This window comes from Pseudomonas sp. DE0010, from assembly GCF_007680745.1.
Classification (GTDB): domain Bacteria; phylum Pseudomonadota; class Gammaproteobacteria; order Pseudomonadales; family Pseudomonadaceae; genus Aquipseudomonas; species Aquipseudomonas parafulva_B.
Genome location: NZ_VEJQ01000007.1, coordinates 1 through 23,818, shown reverse-complemented (window position 1 = coordinate 23,818; position 23,818 = coordinate 1). Strand labels below are relative to the sequence as shown.

Here is a 23,818-nt window from a genome sequence, read left to right as displayed (position 1 = left end):
ATGGCCGACCCCATAAGGTCGGTCACTGGCTGCGGCCTGCAGCTTGCGGCCTGAAGTTGCCTTTTATTCCATGTCCTTGAGCCAGTCCTTGTTCTTGAACCACTTGTCGTGAATACGATCGTAGGTCCCGTCATGCTTGATCTGGTGCAGGAAGTTGTTGATGAAGTTGATGCTGTCGTAGTCGCCTTTCTTCAGGCCGAAGGCCAGCGGTTCGTAGGTGAAGGGTTCCTCAAGGAACAGCAGCTTGCCAGCACCGGCCTTCTCAACAGCCACTACGTTGTAGGGCGCGTCATAGACGAAGGCGTCCGCCTTGCCGTTGACCACATCCATGACTGCTTCCTGCTCATTGTCATAGCCGTGGTACTTGGCTTTGCCGATCAGCTTCTTGGACACCATCTCGCCGGTGGTCCCCAGCTTGGAGGTCAGGCGATACTTCTCGTTGTTCAGGTCCTTGTACGACTTGATCTCGCCGGCCAGGTCCTTGCGGATCAGCAGGGTCTGGCCCACGACGATGAAGGGTTCGCTGAAGTTCAGGCGCAGGTTGCGCTCCTGGGTCAGGGTCATGCCGCTGCCGATCATGTCGAACTTGTCGGTCAGCAGGGCGGGGATGATGCCGTCGTAAGCGGTGGAGACCGCTTCGAACTTCACGCCCATCGACTTGGCCATGGCCTTGAGGATGTCGACCTCGAAGCCGATGATCTCGCCACGCTTGTTGGTCATCTGGAACGGCATGTAGGTCGGGTCCATGCCCACACGCAGCGTGCCACGCTTGACAGCCTCGTCGATGGCCCCGGCCTGGGCAGCGGACACCGCCACCAGGGCGGTCATGCCCACCAGCAGCCGCAAAAGGTATTTCTTGAACATCACCAAGTCCCCTGAAAGTAGAAGTAGCGCGTTTTCTTATTGGTACGGCCTTGCGGGCCGCCGTGAGCTATCGGAGAGGGATGCTAACGCATGGCGCGCTGGCGATATAGCATCGTGGGGGACTTTGTTGGCCTAAATCGGCCCGAAGGGCGAAAGCGTCGCGGGCCAACCCGCTCCGGTCTGACCCTGCAAGCCTCGGCTGCAGGGCAGGTCGGAACGGGTTGGCCCGCGTATGGCGCAGGTCAAGAGCCTGCGAGCGCCGGTTGGCCTTCCTGTTCAGGATGCAGCGGCAACAACGGCGAATGCGGGTCGCTCTTGATCGAAGCGCGCCAGGCATCGATCCATGCCGCGTGCTGCTGCGACCATACCTGGTCGTGCAGGCGGGTCAGCGCAACGGGATCGCTCAGCAATGCCAGGCGCGTGCCCAGGTCGAGCCCATGGGGGCCGACTTCCAGGGCTTTGGCGATGCGTTCGGCCCGCATGGCCTCGATGGGTGCGGCCTGACCGTGCCGGGCAGTGGCCATGGCGCACGCCAGGGCATTCTGCCGCGGGTCCACCACAGCGCGCACAAAACCGTCGCGCAGGGCGTGCCAGCGGTTCTCGTGGGTGTACTGGTCCGTGGCCAGCAGCTCCTGCGGCGTGGCGTACTCCTCAGGAATCAGGAACAGCTTCTCGTCCTTGGCGGCCAGACCCAGGCGGGTACGGCTGGAAATGACCGAGACCGGGATGGACAGCATCAACGAACCCACGATCGGCGTCAGCCACCACAGGAAGCTGGGGTTCAGCCACGCCACCAGGCCTGCCCATGCCACGCCCAGCAAGGTCTGCGGACCATGGCGCTTGACCGCCTCGCTCCAGGGTGTGGAGTCATCGTCGCGCTGAGGGGAGTTCCAGGTGGCGGCCCAGCCCAGAAACGCGGCCAGCACGAAGCGGGTGTGGAAGATCATGCGCACCGGGGCCAGCAACATGGAGAACAGCATTTCCATGAGCATCGACAAGGTGACCTTGATCCGCCCCCCGTACTCCACCGCGCCCTTGGCCCAGATCAGGATGACGCTGAGCAGTTTGGGCAGGAACAGCAGCACGATGGTGGTGGAGAACAACGCCACGGCTTTTTCCGGGTGCCATTGAGGCCACAGCGGGTACAGCTGGTACGGCTCGATGAAGTACTGGGGCTCCATCAAGGTGTTGGTCGCCAGCAACGCGGTCGACAGCACCAGGAACAGGAACCACAACGGCGCAGACAGGTAGGACATGACACCCGTCAGGAACACGGCACGGTGCACCGGGTGCATGCCCTTGACCAGGAACAGCCGGAAGTTCATCAGGTTGCCATGGCACCAGCGACGGTCGCGCTTGAGTTCGTCGAGCAGGTTGGGCGGCAGTTCTTCGTAGCTGCCCGGCAAGTCATAGGCGATCCACACTCCCCAACCGGCACGGCGCATGAGCGCGGCTTCGACGAAGTCGTGGGAGAGAATGGCCCCAGCGAACGCACCCTTGCCTGGCAATGGCGCCAATGCGCAGTGTTCGATGAACGGCTTCATGCGGATGATCGCATTGTGCCCCCAGTAGTGCGACTCGCCCAGCTGCCAGAAATGCAGGCCGGCCGTGAACAATGGGCCGTATACGCGCGTGGCGAACTGCTGCATGCGTGCATACAGGGTATCCATGCCCGACGCCTTGGGCCCGGTCTGGATGATGCCGGCATCAGGGTTGGCCTCCATCAGGCGCACCAGGCTGCTCAGGCATTCGCCGCTCATGACGCTGTCGGCGTCCAGCACCACCATGTACTTGTACTCGCTGCCCCAGCGGCGGCAGAAGTCGTCGAGGTTACCGCTCTTGCGCTTCACCCGACGCCGACGACGGCGGTAGAAGATACGGCCGAACCCCTTGGTTTCACGGCACACGTCCAGCCATGCCTGCTGCTCGGCAACGGCAATGTCGGTGTCGTTGGTATCGCTGAGTACGAAGAAGTCGAAGCGGTCCAGGTTACCGCTGGCTGCCACCGACTCGAACGTTGCACGCAGGCCTGCGAACACCCGTGGCACGTCTTCGTTGCAGATCGGCATGACCAGCGCGGTCCGTGCGTCTGGCGCGATAGGTTCGTTGCCGGCACTGCTGCCGGAAATCTTGTACTTGTCGCGCCCGGTCAGCAGCTCGAGGAAGCCCATCAGAGCCGTCCAGAAGCCGGCCGACACCCAGCAGAACAGAATCCCGAAGAGAATCAGGATGGACGTCTGCAAAGCATACGGCCATACCTGCACCACCGTATCCCAGATCGGCTGAGCGAAGATTTCGTCCAGATCGACGAACGACCAGCCCTGGTAGGGCAGGATGCTCTTCATGTACCAGCCAGCGACCAAGGTCTGCCCGATCATCAGTGCCAACAGGATGTATCGGCGGATCGAACCGACAGTGCGCCAGCGAGCCGCCGGCAATTCACGCTTGGGTGGCTGCGGTGCGTTGGTACGCCCGGTCAGGCGCCGCCATGCCCGCACCAGCAGGTTGGTACGCCATGGTTCGGGCACGACCTTGGTACGCGTGATGGGCGGCGCGATCTTCAGGCACAGGCGCCCGTTACCGTCCACACCGAGCATTTCGGCCTCTTCCAGTTCACCCGCGGTGCCGACCGTCAGGCGCGAGCCCACCGAGGCCTGCACGGCCTCGGCTGGGCTGGCGGGCGAGGTGGCCGCCAGGCGCTGGTGCAGTTCGCTGAACGATGTGCACGTGGCAAGTTCCGCGCGCTGCTCATCGCTCAGTGGAAGGTGGGCCAGGTATTCGCCAAGCGATACCGGCCTTGGGCTCGGATTACTCATCGGCAGGCAACTGATAGGTCCAGGTTTCGGTCAGCACCTTTTCGGTGGTGGCCGCAGCCCCGGCAGTGGGCGCCGCGTCGGCGGCAGGTTGTTCGGCCTTGACGGTCTTCTCGGCCTTGCCATGCTTGGCAGACGCCTTGTCCTGCTTGGCGTCCTTGGCAGGCGCTGGCGCCTCTACCGGCACATCACGCACCAGCGCTGCACGCATTTCAGTCGACTTGTTGGCTTCCTTGACCTTCAGGCGCAGGGTCAGGCGCCAGCCCTTGGTTTCAGGGTTGTAGCGCAGGTTGTTCTCGACCACCTCACCGTTATCACCCACGCTGATCTGGCTGCGCACCGGGGTGTCTTCAGGCAAGGCGGCCAGTGCCGGGCCTGCGAAGTCGACCAGGAACGCCACGCTGCCATCAGGCTGGCGGATCAGGTTGGACTGCTTGACGTCACCGGTGGAGCGCAGGGTCTGCTTGACCCAGCCCAGCTCAGGCGCCTGGAACTTGGGCTCGTCGATGGTCCAGTGCAGGCGGTAGGCAAACTCGGCCGCTTCGCCAGGCTCGGGCAGCTTTTCCGGGCTCCAGAAGGCAACGATGTTGTCGTTGGTTTCGTCGGCCGTCGGGATTTCCACCAGGTCGACGGTACCCTTGCCCCAGTCGCCTTTGGGTTCGATCCAGGCACTTGGACGCTTCTGGTAGTTATCGTCCAGGTCTTCATAGTCGCTGAAGGCGCGCTGGCGCTGCATCAGACCAAACCCGCGCGGGTTCTCGACGCTGAAGTTGCTGACCGACAGGTGCTTGGGGTTGTTCAGCGGGCGCCACAGCCACTCGCCGTTGCCGGCATGGATGGACAAGCCTTCGGAATCGTGCAGCGCTGGCCGGTAGTTGAGGACCTTGGACGGCTGGTTCGGGCCGAACAGGTACATGCTGGTCAACGGCGCTACGCCCAGGCGGCTGACGTGATCGCGCAGGTACACGCGCGACTGCACGTCAACGACCGTGTCGTTGCCAGGACGCAGGGTGAGCTTGTAGGCACCGGTTGAGCGCGGCGAGTCCAGCAGCGCATAGATCACCAGGTGCTTGTCGGCCGGCTGCGGCTTTTCGACCCAGAACTCGGTGAACCGCGGGAATTCTTCGCCCGAGGGCAGCGCCGTGTCGATGGCCAAGCCACGGGCCGACAGGCCATAGACATGGCCCTTGCCAACGACGCGGAAATAGCTGGCGCCAAGCAGGGTCATGATTTCGTCCTGCTTGTCGGCCTTGTTGATCGGGTACAGCACGCGGAAGCCCGCATAGCCCAGGTTCTTGGTGGCATCGGCATCATGCGGCACGTCGCCGAACTCGAAGCGGCTCGGGTCGTATTTGATTTCCTGGACCTTGGTGGCGGTGACTTCGTTGATTTTCACCGGCGTATCGAAATGCATGCCCTGGTGGTAGAACGACAGCTTGAACGGCGTCTTGTCGTTGGCCCACTCGGCCTTTTCCTGCAGGAAATGGATCTTCTGGTAGTCCGCGAACTTCATGTCGCGGAACACGGCCGGCAGGTTACTTTTGGGCGCTTCGTACTTCTGGCCGGCCAGATCCTTTGCCTTGGCGGCAACATCGTCAAGATTGAATGCCCACAGCTGGCCCGCGCTCATCAGGCCAACGATTGCCATGCTGGCCATCAGCGCCTTGCGTAGCCTGACGCCGGGGATTCTTGATGCTTTTTGGGGACTAACAATCACGAGCAACCCTCGCCGAAAACAGATCATGAAACCAACGGCCAGCGACAAATGCCGGGTTGGCGAGCACTGTTCGGACCCCGTAAGGGCGTAATGATTCCCCAAACGGCTACGGACAATGCTCGAGTCAGAGTGAAACGGGCCTGCGAACGCAGGCCTCATGCAGCGCGCGATTATCCAGCAGGTCGCGTGACAACGCATCAGGCTGCAACAACTATTTATGGTATAGAACCGCTTATTCATTCAGGAAAGCGGCTTTTTTAACCTTAAATTTGTAACAGTAGTGTTACAGGGCCATCATTGACCAGGTGTACCTGCATGTCGGCCCCGAATTGACCGGTGGCAACGTCAGCGTGGCGGTCTCTGGCTTGCGCTACCAGGTAGTCGAACAACTCAGCGCCCAGGGCCGGCGGCGCCGCCGTGGAAAAGCTGGGTCGCATGCCGTTGCGGGTGTCGGCCGCCAATGTGAACTGCGAGACCAGCAGCAGACCGCCACCCACCTCTTTCAACGACAGGTTCATCTTGCCCTGCTCATCGCTGAACACGCGGTAGTTCAACAGCTTGTGCAGCAGCTTGTCAGCATGCTCGCGGGTGTCGTCCGGCTCCACAGCCACCAGCACCAGCAGGCCTTGATCGACAGCGCCAATGACCTGGCCCTGCACTTCCACTCGCGCGCTGCGCACGCGTTGCAACAGGCCCTTCATGCTTCTTCCAGTGGCAAGTCGAGCAGGCGCCTGGCCATCTGGTCGGCTGCGCGCACCAGAGCATCGGTAATGCCCGGCTCGGAGGCGGCATGCCCGGCATCGCGAATCACCTTCAATTCACTGTTCGGCCACGCCTGGTGCAGCTCCCAAGCGTTGTCCAGTGGGCAGATCACATCGTAGCGCCCGTGCACGATCACCGCTGGCAGGTGGGCGATCCTGGGCAGGTCGCGCACCAGCTGGTTCGGCTCGAGGAAGGCGTTGTTCATGAAGTAGTGGCATTCGATGCGGGCGATGGACAAGGCCCGTTGCGGCTCGGAGAAGCGATCCACCACCAGGGGGTTGGGCCGCAGCGTGGCCGTACGGCCCTCCCAGGTGGACCATGCCTTGGCCGCGTGCATCTGGGCAATCTGGTCAGAACCGGTCAGGCGCTTGTGGAACGCGCTGACCAAATCGCCGCGCTCCTCCGGTGGAATGGGCGCAATGTAGTCCTGCCAGTAGTCCGGGAACAGGCGGCTGGCACCTTCCTGGTAGAACCACTGTATCTCCTGGGGCCTGCACAGGAAGATCCCGCGCAGTATCAGGCCATGCACGCGTTCGGGATGGGTCTGGGCGTATGCCAGCGCGAGCGTGGAGCCCCATGACCCGCCGAACAGTACCCACTTGTCGATACCCAGGTGTTCACGGATGCGCTCCATGTCCTCCACCAGGTGCCAGGTGGTGTTGTTGTCCAGGCTAGCGTGGGGGGTGGAGCGGCCACAGCCGCGCTGGTCGAAGGTGATGATGCGGTACAGGGTGGGATCGAAATAGCACCGGCTCTGGGCATCGCAGCCTGCACCCGGGCCGCCATGAATGAAGAGCACCGGCAGACCTTCGGGAGAGCCGCTTTCATCGACGTACAGCACGTGTGGCGCTTCCACGGCCAGATCGTGCCGGGCGTAGGGTTTGATCTGCGGGTAGAGGGTCTGCATTGCGCACTCCGTGTGAAAGTTGTTCGGCCGTGAGCCATCATAAACCTGAATTGAGCGCAGAGCATGCTTGTACACCAACTCCATGCCTGCCCCGATACAGTTGCCAGGCAGATATATCTACCTCCCTTCTCCGTCCCCAGCCCTACAGAGTCCTTCACCCCATCGTGCAGAGGACTACTAAATGCCCACCCCGACCAGCGATACCCTACCCTCACAAGGTGTCCATTACTCCACCATCGCCAAGCGCATCCCCCAGTGGCTGAAAAAGAGCCCGGCCCAGACGCATCAAGCCTTGCGCAACTGGCGGCAGGCACCTGCCTGGCTGGCGTCAGCGATTACAGAGCAACCGGCCGTCGCACGTGCCTGGAGCATGGAACACGCTCAGCACCGTCAGCATCAAGCGCAGCTCGCGGCGCTGTTCGAGCAGGTTACAGATCTGGAGAGCTATGCCAGAAAGGCGTTGACCGAAGCCATCGCTGAACGCTTTGGTCTACAGGTCGATGTGGACCAGAGCTACCTGGTGGACGCGCGCCTGATCGAGGAGCACGACGCCCTGGACGGGCGGCAGGCCGTGGAGCGGGCGACCCGCTCACTGCTTCAGGCTGCCCTGCATAATTTCGAAGCATCGGCCGCCGTTGAAGGGGGCATGGATGCGCCCGACGGGCTCCTGAAAAAATCGGTGATTCTCGACCACCGACGCTTCATGGGCACCGTGCCCATCACCAATGCGCTGGACATCCCGGCAGAGGCCTTCGCCGACCTGTGTCGAACGCTGGACATAGGTGGGAAATATCACGATCTGATTCACGCGATCTATTACCCGGCCGCAACGGCCGACCGCAGTGCCGACGAGGTGGCCTTGGAGGTGTATCAAACACTGGGGCGGGCGGAGGGGTCGGCCTGGCGGCAGTCCCTGCATTACGCTCGCTTGAAGGGCGATATCAGCGAGACGTTCTACACCGCCGCGCTGGCAGTGCCGCTTGATCAAAAGCTGGACCCTCACGCTTCAGGGATCAGGCTCAGCGAGCTGCAACTCTGGGGCTGCGTACTGACGGGGGTAGTGGTGATCGAGAGGCAATCGGGTGCCGATAGCCGCGTTGCGCTGTACATGCCCGACGATGAGCAAACACCTCTCAAGGAGTTCGCCGATACGCAGGCCATGCATGACGCGCTGCGGGATCGGCTCCAGGCCGACATGGGCTACCTGGACAAGCATGTGCCCGAGCGCGACAAGGCGATGTTTCGACAGCGCCTGCAAGCGCGTCTGATGCCGCTGGGCTGGAGTACCCGCGGCCTGCATGAACCCGTACTCGATCCACATGCCAGGCTCTACCCCGTTCAAACGCCTTTCAGTCACGCGTTTGAGGGGCTCATGGCTTTTCGCAAAGTGGAACGTCATGAGCAAGACGTGCTCTTTCACGCCGTCCCGACCGAGATCGTCGACCGGCGTACAGCCCAGGCTCACCGCGAACTCATTGCCGGGCGCGCATTACTGACACTGAACATCGCCGGCTTCTTCGTGCCTGGCCTCGGTGAGGCCATGCTCCTGGTGGGTATCGTCCAGCTGGCCCATGAAGTGTATGAGGGCATCGAAGCCTGGGAGGCAGACGAGCGCGACACGGCTTACGGCTACCTGGTCGACGTCGTCGAGAACGTGGCGGTCATGGCTGCGCTGGCAGCTGCTGGCCATGCGCTCAAAGGAACACCGGAAGTCTCCGGGGGCGACGAACCCATCGTCGAGGAACCCGACGACGAACCGGATGAGGCGCGCATTCCTGTAGAGACCCCGTCATTCATCGAAGAGCTGGAAGACGTGGACATGCCTGATGGACAGGTAAGTCTGTGGAAACCGGACCTGACGCCCTATCAAGTTCATGACCCACTGCCGCAAGCAATGGCACCGGATGAGCAGGGCCTCGTGCTGCATGAGGGGCGGCAACGGCTAGTACTGCAGAGCCGCCAGTATCAGGTCGTGTCAGACGCCGACACCGGTCAATACCGGCTGCAGCACCCACGCGGCGCGCATCGCTATCAGCCACCGCTACGCCACAACGGCGCTGGCGCGTGGATACTGGTCACGGACCGCCCCTCTACCTGGACAGGTTCGACACTGTTGCAAAGAATGGGGCACCTGGGTGTCGACTTCGATGAGCCGACGCTGCGACGAATGCTACAGATCAGTGACACGGACGAAGATGCCGTGCGCAGGGCGCTGGTGGAGAACGAGCGGTTGCCTGCGTTGCTGCAAGACACGCTGCAGCGGTTCAAACTCGACCAGTCGATAAGCCAGTTGCCCACCACGGCAGACCGATCAACCGAATTTTCCAGAGCCTACAGGCGCATGACATCGGCCCAACTGCCCGATGCCGAACCGATCATGCGTGCATACCCCGGTCTTCCAGCCGCCATTGCCGACGAGCTGGTAAGCAGCGCGAATGCCAACGAACGAGGCGCGCTGGCAAGCGGCCGGGTGCCGCTGCGGCTGAGTGAGGAAATTCGTGTTTATCTGCAACAGGTCCGCCTGGCGCGGGCGTACGAGGGGTTGTTCCTGGTAGGGGCTCAGGGCTGGGACAGCGATCGACTGGTGCTGCATACCCTGCCAACACTCAGCGGATGGCCTGCAGAAACCAGACTACAAATCGTAATGGGTGGGTCCTGGCCCACTCAAGCCGAGGCAGTCGGCCCCGAGCAAGGCAGCCCCCGCGTAACCATCATCCATGCCCGAGCAGGGTACATCGTCCAGGATCAAGCCGAGGCATCTCGGCTGGTAACGGCACATCCGGACCTCTTTACCGCGCTGCACGCGGCGCTGCCAGACGTCATGGCACAACTGGGCGCGGCTGACGCGCCGGCCCTGCAGCACCTGATGCAGGAAAGCCCGCTGCTGCCTCGCCCAGCCTTGCGCAAGGTCCTGGGCATGCGGCCGGTGCGCCCCGGCTATCGCTCACCCATGCGCCTTGCCGATGGTCGCCTGGGGTATCCGCTGAGCGGCGGTGGGCCGCAAGCCCATGCGGTCTCTCACTCGCAACTCATTGCAGCGGTCGAGGCACTGGAGTTGGCGCAGCGTACCGGCCGATCAGCCGATCAAGTGATCAATACGCTGGCCAGTGGCGGCCGCACCCGCCTGCAGATTTTCGAGCATCTGCAACGCTTGGCCGAGCAGCGCACCGAACTGCAAAGCAGGCTCGATGACTGGAGCGAGGCCATCTCGCCGCCGACTGACGAGGCAGCGCGCAACTACGACGCGTTGCGCGAGGCTATCGTGCAGTTCTGGTATGACTCGGCGTTGGACGAAAGCGACCGGAGCACGTCCGTGTTACGCCTGGCACAGGTCTCTCTGGCTGATATTCCGCTGAATTTACCTGAGTTCTTCTACCAGCGAGTGCGCAGCCTGATCTTGTTTGACCTGCCCTCAGGCGCGATGGCCAGCTGGGCGCAGAACGAGCGTTTGCTGCAACGCCTGCTCCGTCAGATGCCGCAACTCGAGGCATTGGAAATTGACCGTCCTTATACACCCCGGGCAACACCCTCGGCATTCATATTCAGCATACCCACCATTCTGGAGAATCTCCCACAGTTGCAGCGCCTGGTACTGACCAACCAGAACATTGCCTTGTCCTCCAGTGACCTGGACATGCTGACCGGCGCCAACCAACTGCGTCATCTGGACCTCTCCGGAAACCGCCTGGCGCAGAGTAACCGGCCCAGCTTCCACGCGCTCACACTCGATTACCTCGGGCTCGACCGCATGCAACTGTCGCAATGGCCAATGGGCATCGGCAGCGACGCCTTGAGCCGCATCGGTGAGCTGTCCCTGCGCGACAATAACCTGTTCACGCTGCCATCGTTTCTGCTGCACGAAGCCGAATCACTTCGCCTGCCGCCGGTCATCAACCTTGAAGGCAACCCCATCAACGAGATTCACGTGCAGCGTTTGCTCATGAACGAGCAGCTGGACACTTCCGGCATCCGCGTGGACCAACCGCCGTCGCTTATCGAGGGAATCACGCGCCTGCGCAACGAGCGCTCGCAGGTACGAGAAGCGCTCGAAGGCTGGGCGCAGGCATCGAGTTCCAGCAACCCTTTGACACAAACCGCCCTGGCCGAGCGTCAGCGCATTGAAACGGCGATCAACGATTTCTGGACGCATCAGGAACAGGGCCATCGATACCTGAGGCTGCAACTGGAAGACGTGTCGATTGAGCACTTCCCCAGGCGCCTGCCGCCATTCTTTGGCGAGCGTGTTCGCGCCCTGGCCTTGACTCGCCTGCGGGGCACGACTGCGCAGCTCGATGAGTTGCTCAGTCGCTTTCCAGGTATCACGCGCTTGACCATAGACGGTCATCAAGCGCCGCAATCGACACTGCCTACCGCCTTGCTGCGCTTGCCAGCGCTGGAGTACCTGGAACTGCGCAACATGAACCTGGAAATCGACCAACCCATGTTCGAGATCTTTGGTCGCCTGCCCCACCTCACCTCACTGGACCTGTCGGGCAACCGGGTGGGCACCATCAACCACGTCCCTGCTGACCTCGCGGCGAATCTGCAGTCCCTGGTGCTGAGCAACATGGACCTGCAAGGCTGGCCAAGCTGGTGCGACCAGTTGCTGCCGCTCGAATTGCTGGACCTCAGCTCGAACAACATCAACGAACTGCCAGACCATATCCTGTCGAATCTGGATAACGCCATTCCGATTTCTTCCGTGTCCTTGCTCGACAACCCGCTGCCAGCGGCAACCATCCAGCGGGTCCGTACGTTTTCGGACAGCCACCACAGCTTCTCCTTCGCACTGGACATTCCCAACGATCTACTGCTCACCGACGGTTCCAGCGATGGCTCCCTGGACCACCCGCATTTCCCGGTGTCTGGTGACGATACCCCGCGGATGGAATCATGGATGCTGGGAAATGCACTGCAAAATGAATCCTTGCAGGCATGCTGGGACGCGCTTGCAGGCAGTGACTTGCTGCGCCTGGCGGGCCGTTTGCAAAACGCAGCGCCTTATGTGGAGCCCGCCACGCGAGGCACGTTCTGCGAACGGGTGCGACTGGTGCTGGTCGCAGCGGTCAGCAACCCAGCTGAGCGGCCATTGCTGGAAAGCATCGCTGCAGCGGCACTGCCCGACGAGAGTGGCGCACAAACCTGCCATGACGGCGCGCTTCAAGAGTTCAACAACATCGAGTTGTACCTGATGCATCAACGCGTCGTGATCGATGCGGGGGATAGCCTGCAGCAGATGCGTCAAAGGCTGTTGCAGCTGTTCCGTGTAGAGGAACTCGAACGCCTTGCCCAGCACCGCGCGATACCGGGGGATCTGGTTTCGGTACGCCTGGCCTACCGCCGCGAGCTGGCCAAGGAACTCGAGCTGCCCATCGCCGACCGTATGCGTTTCCGAAGTGCTGCCAACCTGGCAGCCGATGAGCTTTCGAGCGTCCTCGAACACGTGCGCAAGCGCGAACACAGCGAAGCCTTCATCGATTACCTGCTGTCCAACCAGGACTGGACCCAGCGCCTTCGCGGTGAATACGCCGAGCGGTTCGAGGAAATTGAGAACCGGTACCGCCAGCGGGTAATGGAACTGGCCAATGCCAGCCATCCGCTGCAGGAAGAGGTGATCTTGCAACAAGGCTTGCAAGTGGACCGGGAGCTCGAGGAGCAGGCACTGCTGCGCGAGCTCACGCTCAAGGAAGTCGCCAAAGGCTGACGATTGACCAGGCGGCGCGCACACCGCGCGCTGCCTGGCCGATTGGCTTCAGTTGCGATAATGCGCCTGGCCCCATGCCAGCAGCGCCTCCAGCAGCTGCTCGAGCACCGCCTGGGTTGGGCGTGCCAAGTCTTCACGGTAGGTAAAAGGTTCACGCTCTTGCATGTAGGTGCTTTGCGTAAGCTCCAGTTGGACGGCGTGAACGTGAGCGGCTGGGTTGCCGTAGTGACGGGTGATGTGCCCGCCCTTGAAGCGCCCATTGAGCACATGATCGTAACCTTGCGCCTGTTGGCAGACGTGCGTCAGCCGCTGGGCCAGGCTCGGGTCGCAACTCGCATCGTTGAAGGTCCCGAGGTTGAAGTCCGGCAGCTTGCCGTCGAACAGCCGAGGAATGTGCGAGCGGATGGAGTGGGCGTCCCACAGCAAGGCATAGCCAAACGTCTCACGCAAGCGTGTCAGCTCATGCCGGATTGTCCTGTGATAAGGGTGCCAGATCTGCTCGAGGTAGCGCTTGCGCTCTGCCGGGCTTGGCGCCAGCCCTTCCTTGAATAAAGGTTCACCTTCAAAGAGCGTGTCTGGATAGAGTCCGGTGGTGGCCCCTGCATACAGCGGCTTGTCGTCCTCCGGGCGGTTGAGGTCGATGACGAAACGCGAATACTCGGCCGTCAGTACGCTGGCGCCCAGTGCCTGGGCGAAATCGTACAGACGGGGAATGTGCCAGTCTGTGTCGGGCAGGCTGCGCGCCTGATCGACCAGGCCATCGGCCACTGCCGGGGTAAGCTTCAGGCCCGCATGGGGAATGCTGATCAACAGCGGCATTTGACCCTGGTGAAAGCTCAGTACCTTGTCCATCTCGCCTCGCTCAGATATCACGTTCATGGCCGCCGCGCACCACGCGCTTGGGCAGGTCGCCGCCAAGCCAGTAGGCCAGGTCGGCAGGGCGCTCTATTTGCCAGGCAACGAAGTCCGCGGCCTTGCCCGCCTCAAGGGTGCCATGGCTGCTTCCCATGCCCAGCGCATGCGCCGCATGGGTGGTGACACCGGCAAGGGCCTCTTCCGGCGTCATGCGCATCAGGGTGCAGCCCATGTTCAGCATTAGCCGCAGCGACAGGCCCGGCGAGGTGCCCGGGTTCAGGTCGCTGGCCAGGGCGATTTTCACGCCGTGCCGGCGCAGGGCGTCCATTGGCGGAAGCTGGGTTTCGCGAAGAAAGTAGAACGCGCCGGGCAGCAAGACGGCCACGGTGCCAGCCGCTGCCATGGCCATGGCATCTTCTTCGGTCATGAATTCCAGGTGATCGGCCGACAGTGCCTGGTAGCGGGCAGCCAGGCTGGAGCCGTGCAAGGAGGACAATTGTTCCGCGTGCAGCTTGACCGGCAAACCCAATTGCTGCGCCTTGATGAACAAGCGTTCAACCTGTGCGGGTGAGAAGGCCAGGTGTTCGCAGAAGGCATCCACCGCATCCACCAGCCCTTCTGCTGCCAATGCCGGGAGCATGTCATTGCAGATGTGGGCAATGTAGTCGTCGCTGCGTTCGGCGTATTCCGGCGGCAAGGCGTGGGCTGCCAGACACGTGGTCCGAACCGTGATACCCAGCTCGTCACCCAGACGCCGGGCTACACGCAGCATCTTGCGCTCGTTGGCCAGGTCCAGGCCGTAACCGGACTTGATCTCCAGGGTGGTCACGCCATCGCGCATCAACGCCTGGACGCGCTGCCGGGCGCTGGCGAACAGCATGTCTTCACTGGCGGCGCGGGTGGCCCTCACGGTACTGGCAATACCCCCGCCCTGCGCGGCGATCTCGGCATAGCTCACACCTTGCAGCCGCTGTTCGAACTCGCCGCTGCGGTTGCCGCCGAATACCGCGTGCGTGTGGCAATCGATCAGCCCGGGGGTTACCCAGGCGCCACCCAGGTCCACCGCCTGTTCGGTGCCTTCGACTGCCCAGTCGGCACGTGGGCCGATCCACAGGATTCGCCCACCACCGGTCACGATGGCGGCGTCTTCGATGATCGAATAACGGCCTTCGGCCATGGTTGCCACATGGCAGTGCTGCCAGAGGGTTTTCATGCAGGTTCTCCTTTGCTAGCGATGCAGCTCGGCGGCTTCGGCCACTGGCGCACCCTGTCCTGTACGCGGCTTGCACCACAGCAGGTAGGACGCCACCAGAAAGACCAGCCAGACCATGCCGACCAGCAACGCCGCCTGGGTGTCGGGGAAATAGCCAAGCACACCGAAGACAAAGACCATGAAGGCAATGGCCAATGCCGGGCCCCAGGGCCAGAACGGTACCGGGAACTTGAGCTCGGCCATCTGTTCACGGCTCATGCTGCGCCGCATCGCCACTTGAGTGATGAGGATCATCAGCCAGACCCAGACGGTGGCGAAGGTGGCGATCGAGGCGATCAGCAGAAACACGTTTTCGGGGATCAGGTAATTGAGCAGTACGCCAACCAGCAGCGCTGCCCCCATGACCAGTACCGTCATCCACGGCACGCCATGCCTGGACAGCCGGCTGAAGCCCTTGGGAGCATGCCCCTGCTGGGCCAGACCATACATCATGCGGCCCGCACCGAAGATATCGCTGTTGATGGCCGAAACGGCCGCGGAGATCACCACCACGTTCAGCACCGCAGCCGCAGAGCCGATCCCCAGGTTGCTGAAGATTTGCACGAAGGGGCTGCCCTGGCTGCCAATCTGCGGCCAGGGGTACAAGCACATCAGCACGAACAGGGTGAGCACATAGAACAGCAGGATGCGCAGGGGCACGGCGTTGATCGCCTTGGGAATCACCCGTTGCGGATCCTTGGCCTCGCCTGCGGTCACCCCGATGATCTCGATGCCGCCAAAGGCGAACATCACCACTGCGAACGAGGCGATCAGCCCGGCGACACCGTTAGGCATGAAACCACCATGGTCGAACAGGTTGCCCAGGCCCACGGCCTGCCCGCTACCTACCTGGCTGAAGCCGAACGCCATGATGCCCAGGCCCGCCAGGATCATGGCCACGATCGCGCCCACCTTGAGCAAGGACAGCCAGAATTCCAGCTCGCCGAACACCTTGACGTTGCACAGGTTGAGCGCGCCGATGAACAAGACGATGCCCAGCACCCATGTCCAGCGGGCTACCTCCGGGAACCAGAAGCCCATGTAGATACCGAACGCCGTCACGTCGGCAATGGCGACGATGACCATCTCGAACGCGTAGGTCCAGCCGAGGATGAAGCCGGCCATGGGGCCCAGGTAGGTGCTGGCATAGTGACCGAACGAGCCGGCCACGGGGTTGTGTACGGCCATCTCGCCCAATGCCCGCATGACCATGAATACCGCAGCGCCGCCAATCAGGTAAGCCAGCAATACCGCCGGGCCGGCCATCTGGATGGCCGAGGCCGAGCCATAGAACAGACCGGTACCGATAGCCGAGCCGAGGGCCATGAAACGAATGTGGCGGGCAGTCAGCCCGCGCTTTAGACCTTGTGCAGGTTGCATGTCACGTCCTTGAATTGTTTTTGTGGTCGTGAGATCCGGGGGCCGCCACCAAAGGCCCCCAAGGGCATTACAGACTCGGGAGCACGCCCGCTGGCAACAGCGCGGTCAGGCTGCCTTCGGCCAGCAGGTGCACGGCCTTTTCGATGTCCGGTGCAAAGAACCGGTCGCGGTCGTAGTGCGGCACTTCACGGCGCAACGCCTGGCGTGCTTGTTCAAGCTTGGCGGAGGTCTTGAGCCCCTTGCGCAGATCCAGGCCCTGGCAGGCGCCCAACCATTCGATCGCCAGCACGCCCCGGGTATTTTCGGCCATTTCCCATAGACGTTTGCCGGCAGCCGGAGCCATTGACACATGGTCCTCCTGGTTGGCGGAGGTCGGCAGACTGTCGACGCTGTGGGGGTGCGACAGGGCCTTGTTCTCGCTGGCCAGGGCAGCGGCGGTGACCTGGGCGATCATGAAGCCCGAGTTGACCCCACCGTTCTCCACCAGGAAAGGCGGCAGCTGGGACATGTGCTTGTCCATCATCAGCGAGATGCGGCGCTCGCTCAACGAGCCCATTTCGGCGATGGCCAAGGCGATGTTGTCGGCGGCCATCGCCACCGGTTCGGCATGGAAATTACCCCCTGAAACCACGTCGCCTTCGGCGGCGAACACCAAAGGGTTGTCCGACACAGCATTGGCCTCGACGCCGAGCACCTCGGCAGCCTGGCGCAGTTGGGTGAGGCAGGCGCCCATCACTTGTGGTTGGCAGCGCAGCGAGTAAGGATCCTGGACCTTGTCGCAGTTCTGGTGCGAGAGCGATACCTCGCTGGTGTCCCCCAGCAGGTCCCGGAAGCAGGCCGCGGTGTCGACCTGCCCGCGCTGGCCGCGCACTTCATGGATACGGGCATCGAAGGGCGAGCGCGAACCAAGGGCGGCTTCCACGCTGAGCGCGCCGCAGGTGACCGCGGCGGCGAACAGGTCCTCGCCATGGAATAGCCCGCGCAGGGCATAGGCCGTGGAGGCCTGGGTGCCATTGAGCAGGGCGAGCCCCTCTTTGGCGGCCAGGGTCAAAGGCTCAAGGCCGGCGATGGCCAGGGCCTCGGTAGCCGCAAGCCACTGGCCCTTATAGCGCGCCTTGCCCTCCCCCAGCAGTACCAGGGACATGTGGGCCAGCGGCGCGAGATCACCGGAAGCGCCGACCGAGCCTTTGAGCGGGATGTGAGGATAGACCTCGGCGTTGACCAGCGCGATCAGCGCGTCGATGACCTTGCGGCGAATACCGGAAAAGCCGCGGCTCAGGCTGTTGATCTTCAGCACCATGATCAAGCGGACCAAAGCGTCATCGAGCGGCGCTCCGATCCCGGCAGCATGGGACAGCACCAGCGAACGCTGCAGGTTTTCCAGGTCGTGGCTGGCGATGCGGGTCGATGCCAGCAGCCCGAAACCTGTGTTGATGCCATAGGCGGTACGGTCCTGCGCGATGATCTGTTCGACGCAGGCCACGCTGGCATCGATGGCCGGGCCGGCGCTGGCGTCGAGCTGAAGCCGTACTGGGCCTGCATGCACAGTGCGCAGTTGCGCCAGGGTCAGGCAGCCGGGCTTGAGGGTAAGTTCGGTCACGTTGCTACTCCAGTTCGCGAGGCATGGCAGGCAGCGCCAGCCCGCCTCTTCTTGTTGTTGAGTATCACCTTGTGGGGGGCATTGCAGAGAACAGTGATCAGCCGGTGATCATCGGCAGGTCCAGCCCCTGCGCTTGCGCGCACTCAATGGCGATAGCGTAACCGGCATCGGCGTGACGCATGACACCGGTGCCTGGATCGTTGGCCAGCACGCGAGCAATACGGGCCGCTGCCTCATCGCTGCCATCACAGACGATGACCATCCCCGAATGCTGGGAGAAGCCCATGCCGACACCGCCGCCATGGTGCAGCGATACCCAGGTGGCACCGCTGGCGGTATTGAGCAGCGCATTGAGCAATGGCCAATCGGAGACCGCGTCGGAGCCATCGCGCATGGCCTCGGTTTCGCGGTTGGGGCTGGCTACCGAACCCGAATCGAGGTGGTCGCGTCCGATCACAATCGGTGCCGACAGCTCGCCACTGCGCACCATTTCGTTGAACGCCAGGCCCAGCTTGGCCCGCAGCCCCAGCCCTACCCAGCAGATGCGGGCCGGCAAGCCCTGGAAGCTGATGCGCTCGCGGGCCATGTCCAGCCAGCGGTGCAGGTGGGCGTCATCGGGGATCAGTTCCTTGACCTTGGCATCGGTCTTGTAGATGTCTTCGGCATCGCCCGACAACGCTGCCCAGCGGAAGGGGCCGATGCCGCGGCAGAACAGCGGGCGAATGTAAGCTGGCACGAAACCTGGGAAATCGAACGCGTTGGCCACGCCCTCTTCCTTGGCCATCTGGCGGATGTTGTTGCCGTAGTCGAAGGTGGGGACGCCCTGCTGCTGAAAATCGAGCATGGCCTGCACATGCACGGCCATCGATTGCTTGGCCGCCTTGACCACGGCTACCGGGTCGGTCTGGGCGCGGTCGCGGTACTGCTCCCAGGTCCAGCCGGCAGGCAGGTAGCCGTTGAGCGGGTCATGCGCGCTGGTCTGGTCGGTGACCATGTCTGGCCGCACCCCGCGCCTGACCAACTCAGGCAGCACTTCGGCCGCGTTGCCATGCAAGGCAATGGAAATGGCCTTGCCTTCGGCGGTGTAGCGGGCAATGCGCGCCAGCGCGTCGTCCAGGTCCGTGGCCTGCTCATCGACATAGCGGGTTTGCAGGCGGAAATCGATACGGCTTTGCTGGCACTCGATGTTCAGCGAGCAAGCCCCGGCCAGGGTCGCGGCCAATGGCTGGGCCCCACCCATGCCGCCCAGGCCTGCGGTCAGCACCCACTTGCCCTTCAGGCTGCCGCCATAGTGCTGGCGACCTGCCTCGACGAAGGTTTCGTAAGTGCCTTGCACGATGCCCTGGCTGCCGATGTAGATCCAGCTGCCCGCGGTCATCTGGCCGAACATGGCCAGGCCCTTGGCGTCGAGTTCGTTGAAGTGCTCCCAGCTGGCCCAGTGAGGGACCAGGTTCGAGTTGGCAATCAGCACGCGCGGGGCGTTGCTGTGGGTCTTGAACACGCCGACCGGCTTGCCGGACTGGACCAGCAGGGTTTCGTCGTCTTCCAGACGGGTCAGGGTTTCGACGATCTTGTCGTAGCAGTCCCAGTTGCGCGCGGCCCGGCCGATACCACCGTACACCACCAGCTCCTTGGGGTTTTCGGCGACCTGCGGGTCGAGGTTGTTCATCAACATGCGCAGTGGCGCTTCGGTCAGCCAGCTTTTGGCAGTGAGCGTATTGCCACGCGGGGCACGGATTTCAACGTCACGGTATTTGTTGTTGTCGGTCACGGGAATGTCCTTTGCGGTCGGCTGCAGCAGATATGTCGTGGAGCAATACAAACACATCTTTACTTGTATGTACAAGCATGGACAAGTGAAATTCTCGCACCTTGTCGCTGCAAGCGATGCCAGCCCAGGGTCAGCTCAACGGGGATCGAGTTCGATCAGGCAGCACCGCCCCTGTACGTCCAACGCCAGCAATGTGTCATTGCCTTCCAGTTGCAGGCAGTCATGCAGCCTCAATTGCAGGGCCTGTTGCCCCGCCTTAACGTCTACCGCTTGGCTGCCGGCAAACAGCAGCACGGTCGAAGCCGAGGTGTGCACACGGTTGAAACCTTCAAGCCATTGCAAGCGTGCCCGATAGCGCTGCGGTGCATAGATGAGGTTGAAATCACGAATCGGCCCGCCGATCAGTTGGCAATCGACCTCGCTTGCCCCGTCGAATGCAAACCCGTCGAAGGGCAGCAACGGCCGGCTGGGTTGGCCGCCTACCAACAGACGCATGCCATCGCCCTGCAGCACGGTGATGATCCGCTGGTAGCCGGCGAAGCTTGAAAAAGCACCCGACGCCTGGATATCGGCAATCGACAGGCGCCAGCCGAAACCGTCCAGGCCCTGGCCTTGGTCACGGGCGATTTCCTCGGTGAAACCGCCGCCGTTCTTCCAGGCCATGCGCGGGTAGCCCCGCGCCTGCAACACTTGCACTCGGCTCATTTGCCAAAACGTCCTTCCAGGCGATGGCGCGAACCGGGGTGAATCAGCCGCGCGGCCGTGACCGGCTGGCGCCCGGACCAGGTACGGCGGCGGATGAGCAGGCATGGCTCGCCGCGTTCGATTTGCAGGAGCTGGCACTCCTCGGGCTCTGCCAGGATCGCCTCGACCACATGCTCACCTTCTGTCAGCGGGGCTACCTGGGACAGATAGGCATAAGGCGTCTGACGGGTGAAGTCCTGCAGCAGATATTCGGGCGCCACGGCCGCGTTGACGTAGCGATCCTCGATCTGCACCGGGGTATCGTTCTCGAAATGCACGATCAGCGAATGAAACACCCGCTGGCCTTCGCGCATGTTCAAGGCCAGCGCTCGCTCGGAACCTGCCGCTTCCTCGGCAAGCACCACGACCTGACAACTATGCCGATGCCCACGCGCGGCGATTTCATCGGCGATGTTGTTTACTTCGAACAGCGCCGAGCGGCCTTTGGGTTCGGCTACGAAGGTGCCGACACCCTGCATGCGTACCAACAGCCCTTCGGCTGTGAGCTCGCGCAGGGCGCGATTGATGGTCATGCGGCTGAAGCCCAGTTGGCTGACCAGTTCGCTTTCCGATGGCACACGGTGATGCGGCGGCCAGCTGCCGTCATCGATGTGCTGCTTGATCATCTGTTTGACCCGCGCGTACAGCGGCGCCGGGCCCTCGCCCGTGGGGGCAACCAGCGCGTTGACAGGAGGTGTCGGCACGGCCAGGAATCCTTGTGCATAAGAAATGAGCGTTAGCTTGCCGGAGTTTACCCGGCAGGCAAACGCCTGTATATGTATATACAACCTAACAAGAACAGGAGCCTGTAATGCCCGCCTATTTTGCCCAACGTGCCTTGTTGCCCTCAGGGTGGGCCCGCGATGTGCGCTTCGACGTCGGCGTGGACGGGTACCTGACGCGCGTTGAAGCCGACGCTTGCGCCGACGGCGCAGAGCATCTGGCGGGCCCCGTACTGCCCGGTATGCCGAATGTGCATTCCCATGCGTTCCAGCGCGCCATGGCCGGGCTTGCCGAAGTCGCCGGCGACCCCAATGACAGCTTCTGGACCTGGCGCGACCTCATGTACCGCCTGGTCGGGCAGATCACACCTGAGCAGTTGCAGGTCATCGCCCGCCAGCTCTACATCGAGATGCTCAAAGCGGGCTATACCGCGGTGGCGGAGTTCCATTACGTGCACCACGACCAGGCAGGCAATGCGTATGCAGACCCGACCGAGTTGTCTCGCCGGATCAGTGCAGCGGCCGCGCAGAGCGGTATCGGCCTGACCCTGCTGCCGGTGCTCTATAGCCATGCAGGCTTTGGCGGCCAGACGCCAAGCGATGGCCAACGCCGGTTCATCCAGTCCACCGACCACTACCTGCAACTGCAGGCGCGACTGGCGCCGCTGCTGGCCGCGCAACCGGCGCAGAGGCTGGGCTTGTGCTTTCACTCGCTGCGGGCCGTGACGCCGGGGCAGATCGCCGAGGTGTTGGCGGCCAGTGACGATCAATGCCCGGTGCACATTCATATTGCCGAGCAGCAACGGGAAGTCGATGACTGCCTGGCCTGGAGCGGCCTGCGACCCCTGCAATGGCTGTATGAACACGTGACCGTGGATGAGCGCTGGTGCCTGGTACACGCCACCCACGCCCAGCCCGACGAAGTGACAGCCATGGCCCGCAGCGGCGCCGTGGCGGGATTGTGCCTGACGACCGAAGCCAACCTGGGCGACGGCATTTTCCCGGCTGCGGATTACCTTGCGCAGGGCGGGCGTCTGGGGATTGGTTCGGACAGCCATATCTCGCTAAGCGTGGTCGAAGAGCTGCGCTGGCTGGAATACGGCCAACGCCTGCGCGACCAACGGCGTAACCGCTTGCATCGCCACGATCAACCCATGGTCGGGCGCACCTTGCTTGACGCTGCGTGGGCAGGGGGGGCACAGGCGCTGGGCCAGCCCATTGGCGAACTGGCTGTAGGCAAGCGCGCCGACTGGCTGGTGCTTGATGATCAGGACCCCTACATCGCCACAGCCGATGGCGACGGCATTCTCAATCGGTGGCTGTTTGCCGGCGGCGATCGGCAGGTGCGCGACGTGATGGTCAATGGACAGTGGGTGGTACGCCAAGGCCATCATCTGCAAGAGGAGCAAAGCCGGGTGGCATTCGCTCAGGTGCTGCGGCAGCTTTTGGGATGAAGGGATCGAGGCCGCGTAATGGCGACCGCGATTCGAGCTAAGGCGGTACAGGAGGACCCGGTAGGCTTGACGTTTCAGCCCACCACGCCTGCAATGCCCTCAGTGCATCTTGACGATCTGCTGGTCGGAAGCTCGCCAGATCAACCGGCTGGTGTCGTAGCCCTGCTGGCGAGCCTTGGCCAGCAAGTGTTCCCGCTCCCAGGCCGGCAAGCTGGGCGTGCGTGACAGAATCCACAAGTACTTGCGGTCCGGGCTGCCGACGACCGCGGTGCGGTAGCGCTCGTCCACATACAAGATCCAGTATTCGCCCCTGGCAACGCCCGGGACCAGCCGCGTGAACCAGTTGTCGAACTCGACCCACAGCCTGTCGGTATGCCCTGGCGCCTCGATATAGGCGCGGCCCTCGGCACGCAACCACTCGTCACCCAGGGTGCGGCAGCGGTTCAGCAGACCGAACGACCCGTCGGGCCTTAGGTTGTAATGCGCCTCGGACTGTTCGCAGCCGGCCTGATAGCGCATGGGCAAGCGTGCAAGCTCGTACCACTTGCCCTGGTAACGCTTGAGATCAACCTGCCCCGCGGTCTTCGGTGCAAGCGGGTCATTCATCGACCCCGCGCACCCGCCGAGCAAAAGGGTCAGGCACAGGCCCAACAGCAGACCGACAGCCCTCATTTGAGGCCCTGCCCGGAATACATCAAGACTTTGTTCGACGCGTACTGCACGCTGATGAAGCTACGTTCGTCCCCCCACGTGCAACTGCTCATACCCAAGGCGCCCGAGCACTCGGTCGGCGTGCCGAGCAATTGCTCGACGTCGGCCTTGCTCATGCCGGCCTTGAGTTTGGAATAGTTTTCCTGATTGATCTTGCTGCAGGCGGCAAGCACGACACACAGCGACAACAGGGCGAGGGAACGCAACGACATGAAGACACTCCTGAACGAGGGAGCAGGCGAGTGGCCTGCAGTGCCCTTCGACGGGAAAATGCCTCCCAGGTTCCCTGGTGGGCCTGCCCATGACTGCTACCGCTGATCGGGAAAACGGCTTATTCGAGTGAGCCGCCGGGGGATGGGTGTGTTCTGTATGAGGTTTTATATGCTTGGGCCGGGTCTGAACCCTCGAGACGGAATCAGGCAGTAGCTGACACCGTTGGGGGCCGCTTTGCGGCCCATCGCGGCCGGTCCGGCGCCCCGGCAAGGCCGCTCCTTGTATCTCGACTTTTGCCTCTTTGCAGGCCAAAGTTCTCGACTGATCATCGAGGGAAAGCCTTGAAGCA

The 23,818-nt window shown here is 62.7% G+C and carries 16 protein-coding genes; 2 read left to right on the top strand and 14 right to left on the bottom strand.

Going from position 1 to position 23,818, the window contains the following annotated elements:
• Positions 1-63 precede the first annotated feature (63 nt).
• The 5 genes from FS767_RS07385 to pip all read right to left on the bottom strand — a co-directional run bounded on the left by FS767_RS07385 (position 64) and on the right by pip (position 7,063).
• Positions 64-864 carry a transporter substrate-binding domain-containing protein gene (locus FS767_RS07385; RefSeq protein WP_144964721.1) on the bottom strand — a complete coding sequence of 267 codons (801 nt, stop codon included), beginning with the start codon at positions 862-864 and terminating at the stop codon, positions 64-66.
• A 242-nt stretch (positions 865-1,106) separates the two neighbouring features.
• Positions 1,107-3,680 (bottom strand): glucans biosynthesis glucosyltransferase MdoH, encoded by a 2,574-nt coding sequence (gene mdoH, locus FS767_RS07380; protein ID WP_144964720.1) that lies wholly within the window; start codon positions 3,678-3,680, stop codon positions 1,107-1,109.
• Positions 3,673-5,394, bottom strand: coding sequence for a glucan biosynthesis protein G (locus tag FS767_RS07375; RefSeq protein WP_218571728.1), 1,722 nt, complete (start codon positions 5,392-5,394; stop codon positions 3,673-3,675). Before FS767_RS07375 ends, mdoH begins: the two co-directional genes overlap by 8 nt.
• Positions 5,395-5,657: 263 nt before the next feature.
• Positions 5,658-6,095 carry a D-aminoacyl-tRNA deacylase gene (gene dtd / locus FS767_RS07370; RefSeq protein ID WP_144964718.1) on the bottom strand — a complete coding sequence of 146 codons (438 nt, stop codon included), beginning with the start codon at positions 6,093-6,095 and terminating at the stop codon, positions 5,658-5,660.
• Positions 6,092-7,063, bottom strand: coding sequence for a prolyl aminopeptidase (gene pip / locus FS767_RS07365; RefSeq protein ID WP_144964717.1), 972 nt, complete (start codon positions 7,061-7,063; stop codon positions 6,092-6,094). Before pip ends, dtd begins: the two co-directional genes overlap by 4 nt.
• A 181-nt stretch (positions 7,064-7,244) precedes the next feature.
• Here pip and FS767_RS07360 point away from each other — a divergent pair, with 181 nt between their 5' ends.
• Positions 7,245-12,767 (top strand): dermonecrotic toxin domain-containing protein, encoded by a 5,523-nt coding sequence (locus FS767_RS07360; protein WP_256674242.1) that lies wholly within the window; start codon positions 7,245-7,247, stop codon positions 12,765-12,767.
• A 48-nt stretch (positions 12,768-12,815) separates the two neighbouring features.
• Here FS767_RS07360 and hutG read toward each other — a convergent pair whose 3' ends face one another.
• The 7 genes from hutG to hutC form a co-directional block, all read right to left on the bottom strand.
• Complete coding sequence (gene hutG / locus FS767_RS07355) at positions 12,816-13,619, bottom strand: N-formylglutamate deformylase (protein ID WP_144964803.1); 804 nt, start codon at positions 13,617-13,619, stop codon at positions 12,816-12,818.
• Between the two features lie 10 nt (positions 13,620-13,629).
• Entirely contained in the window at positions 13,630-14,835 is a 1,206-nt protein-coding gene (hutI, locus tag FS767_RS07350) for an imidazolonepropionase (RefSeq protein ID WP_144964716.1), read from the bottom strand.
• A gap of 15 nt (positions 14,836-14,850) precedes the next feature.
• Entirely contained in the window at positions 14,851-16,254 is a 1,404-nt protein-coding gene (locus FS767_RS07345) for an amino acid permease (RefSeq protein ID WP_058639863.1), read from the bottom strand.
• Positions 16,255-16,321: 67 nt separating this feature from the next.
• Complete coding sequence (hutH, locus tag FS767_RS07340; protein ID WP_144964715.1) at positions 16,322-17,854, bottom strand: histidine ammonia-lyase; 1,533 nt, start codon at positions 17,852-17,854, stop codon at positions 16,322-16,324.
• 97 nt (positions 17,855-17,951) lie between these two features.
• A complete protein-coding gene (gene hutU / locus FS767_RS07335) occupies positions 17,952-19,625 on the bottom strand; it encodes a urocanate hydratase (RefSeq protein ID WP_144964714.1) in 1,674 nt (557 codons plus the stop codon).
• A gap of 135 nt (positions 19,626-19,760) precedes the next feature.
• Positions 19,761-20,330, bottom strand: coding sequence for a HutD family protein (locus FS767_RS07330; protein WP_144964713.1), 570 nt, complete (start codon positions 20,328-20,330; stop codon positions 19,761-19,763).
• Positions 20,327-20,995 (bottom strand): histidine utilization repressor, encoded by a 669-nt coding sequence (hutC, locus tag FS767_RS07325; RefSeq protein WP_240928488.1) that lies wholly within the window; start codon positions 20,993-20,995, stop codon positions 20,327-20,329. Before hutC ends, FS767_RS07330 begins: the two co-directional genes overlap by 4 nt.
• Positions 20,996-21,180: 185 nt before the next feature.
• Between hutC and FS767_RS07320 the strand changes: the two genes are divergently transcribed.
• Positions 21,181-22,545 (top strand): formimidoylglutamate deiminase, encoded by a 1,365-nt coding sequence (locus FS767_RS07320; protein ID WP_144964711.1) that lies wholly within the window; start codon positions 21,181-21,183, stop codon positions 22,543-22,545.
• A gap of 99 nt (positions 22,546-22,644) precedes the next feature.
• Here FS767_RS07320 and FS767_RS07315 read toward each other — a convergent pair whose 3' ends face one another.
• Both FS767_RS07315 and bamE read right to left on the bottom strand, forming a co-directional pair.
• Positions 22,645-23,217, bottom strand: a complete 573-nt coding sequence (locus tag FS767_RS07315; RefSeq protein WP_058604264.1) for a lipocalin family protein — start codon at positions 23,215-23,217, stop codon at positions 22,645-22,647.
• Positions 23,214-23,468 (bottom strand): outer membrane protein assembly factor BamE, encoded by a 255-nt coding sequence (gene bamE / locus FS767_RS07310; protein ID WP_144964710.1) that lies wholly within the window; start codon positions 23,466-23,468, stop codon positions 23,214-23,216. The genes FS767_RS07315 and bamE overlap by 4 nt, the downstream gene beginning before the upstream one ends.
• Positions 23,469-23,818: the final 350 nt, after the last annotated feature.

Bases quoted from the DNA above. Each gene is read 5' to 3' on its own strand.
- FS767_RS07385 (WP_144964721.1), bottom strand. From the start codon at position 864: ATGTTCAAGAAATACCTTTTGCGGCTGCTGGTGGGCATGACCGCCCTG.
- mdoH (WP_144964720.1), bottom strand. From the start codon at position 3,680: ATGAGTAATCCGAGCCCAAGGCCGGTATCGCTTGGCGAATACCTGGCC.
- dtd (WP_144964718.1), bottom strand. From the start codon at position 6,095: ATGAAGGGCCTGTTGCAACGCGTGCGCAGCGCGCGAGTGGAAGTGCAG.
- pip (WP_144964717.1), bottom strand. From the start codon at position 7,063: ATGCAGACCCTCTACCCGCAGATCAAACCCTACGCCCGGCACGATCTG.
- FS767_RS07360 (WP_256674242.1), top strand. From the start codon at position 7,245: ATGCCCACCCCGACCAGCGATACCCTACCCTCACAAGGTGTCCATTAC.
- hutG (WP_144964803.1), bottom strand. From the start codon at position 13,619: ATGGACAAGGTACTGAGCTTTCACCAGGGTCAAATGCCGCTGTTGATC.
- hutI (WP_144964716.1), bottom strand. From the start codon at position 14,835: ATGAAAACCCTCTGGCAGCACTGCCATGTGGCAACCATGGCCGAAGGC.
- FS767_RS07345 (WP_058639863.1), bottom strand. From the start codon at position 16,254: ATGCAACCTGCACAAGGTCTAAAGCGCGGGCTGACTGCCCGCCACATT.
- FS767_RS07330 (WP_144964713.1), bottom strand. From the start codon at position 20,330: ATGAGCCGAGTGCAAGTGTTGCAGGCGCGGGGCTACCCGCGCATGGCC.
- hutC (WP_240928488.1), bottom strand. From the start codon at position 20,995: ATGATCAAGCAGCACATCGATGACGGCAGCTGGCCGCCGCATCACCGT.
- FS767_RS07320 (WP_144964711.1), top strand. From the start codon at position 21,181: ATGCCCGCCTATTTTGCCCAACGTGCCTTGTTGCCCTCAGGGTGGGCC.
- FS767_RS07315 (WP_058604264.1), bottom strand. From the start codon at position 23,217: ATGAGGGCTGTCGGTCTGCTGTTGGGCCTGTGCCTGACCCTTTTGCTC.
- bamE (WP_144964710.1), bottom strand. From the start codon at position 23,468: ATGTCGTTGCGTTCCCTCGCCCTGTTGTCGCTGTGTGTCGTGCTTGCC.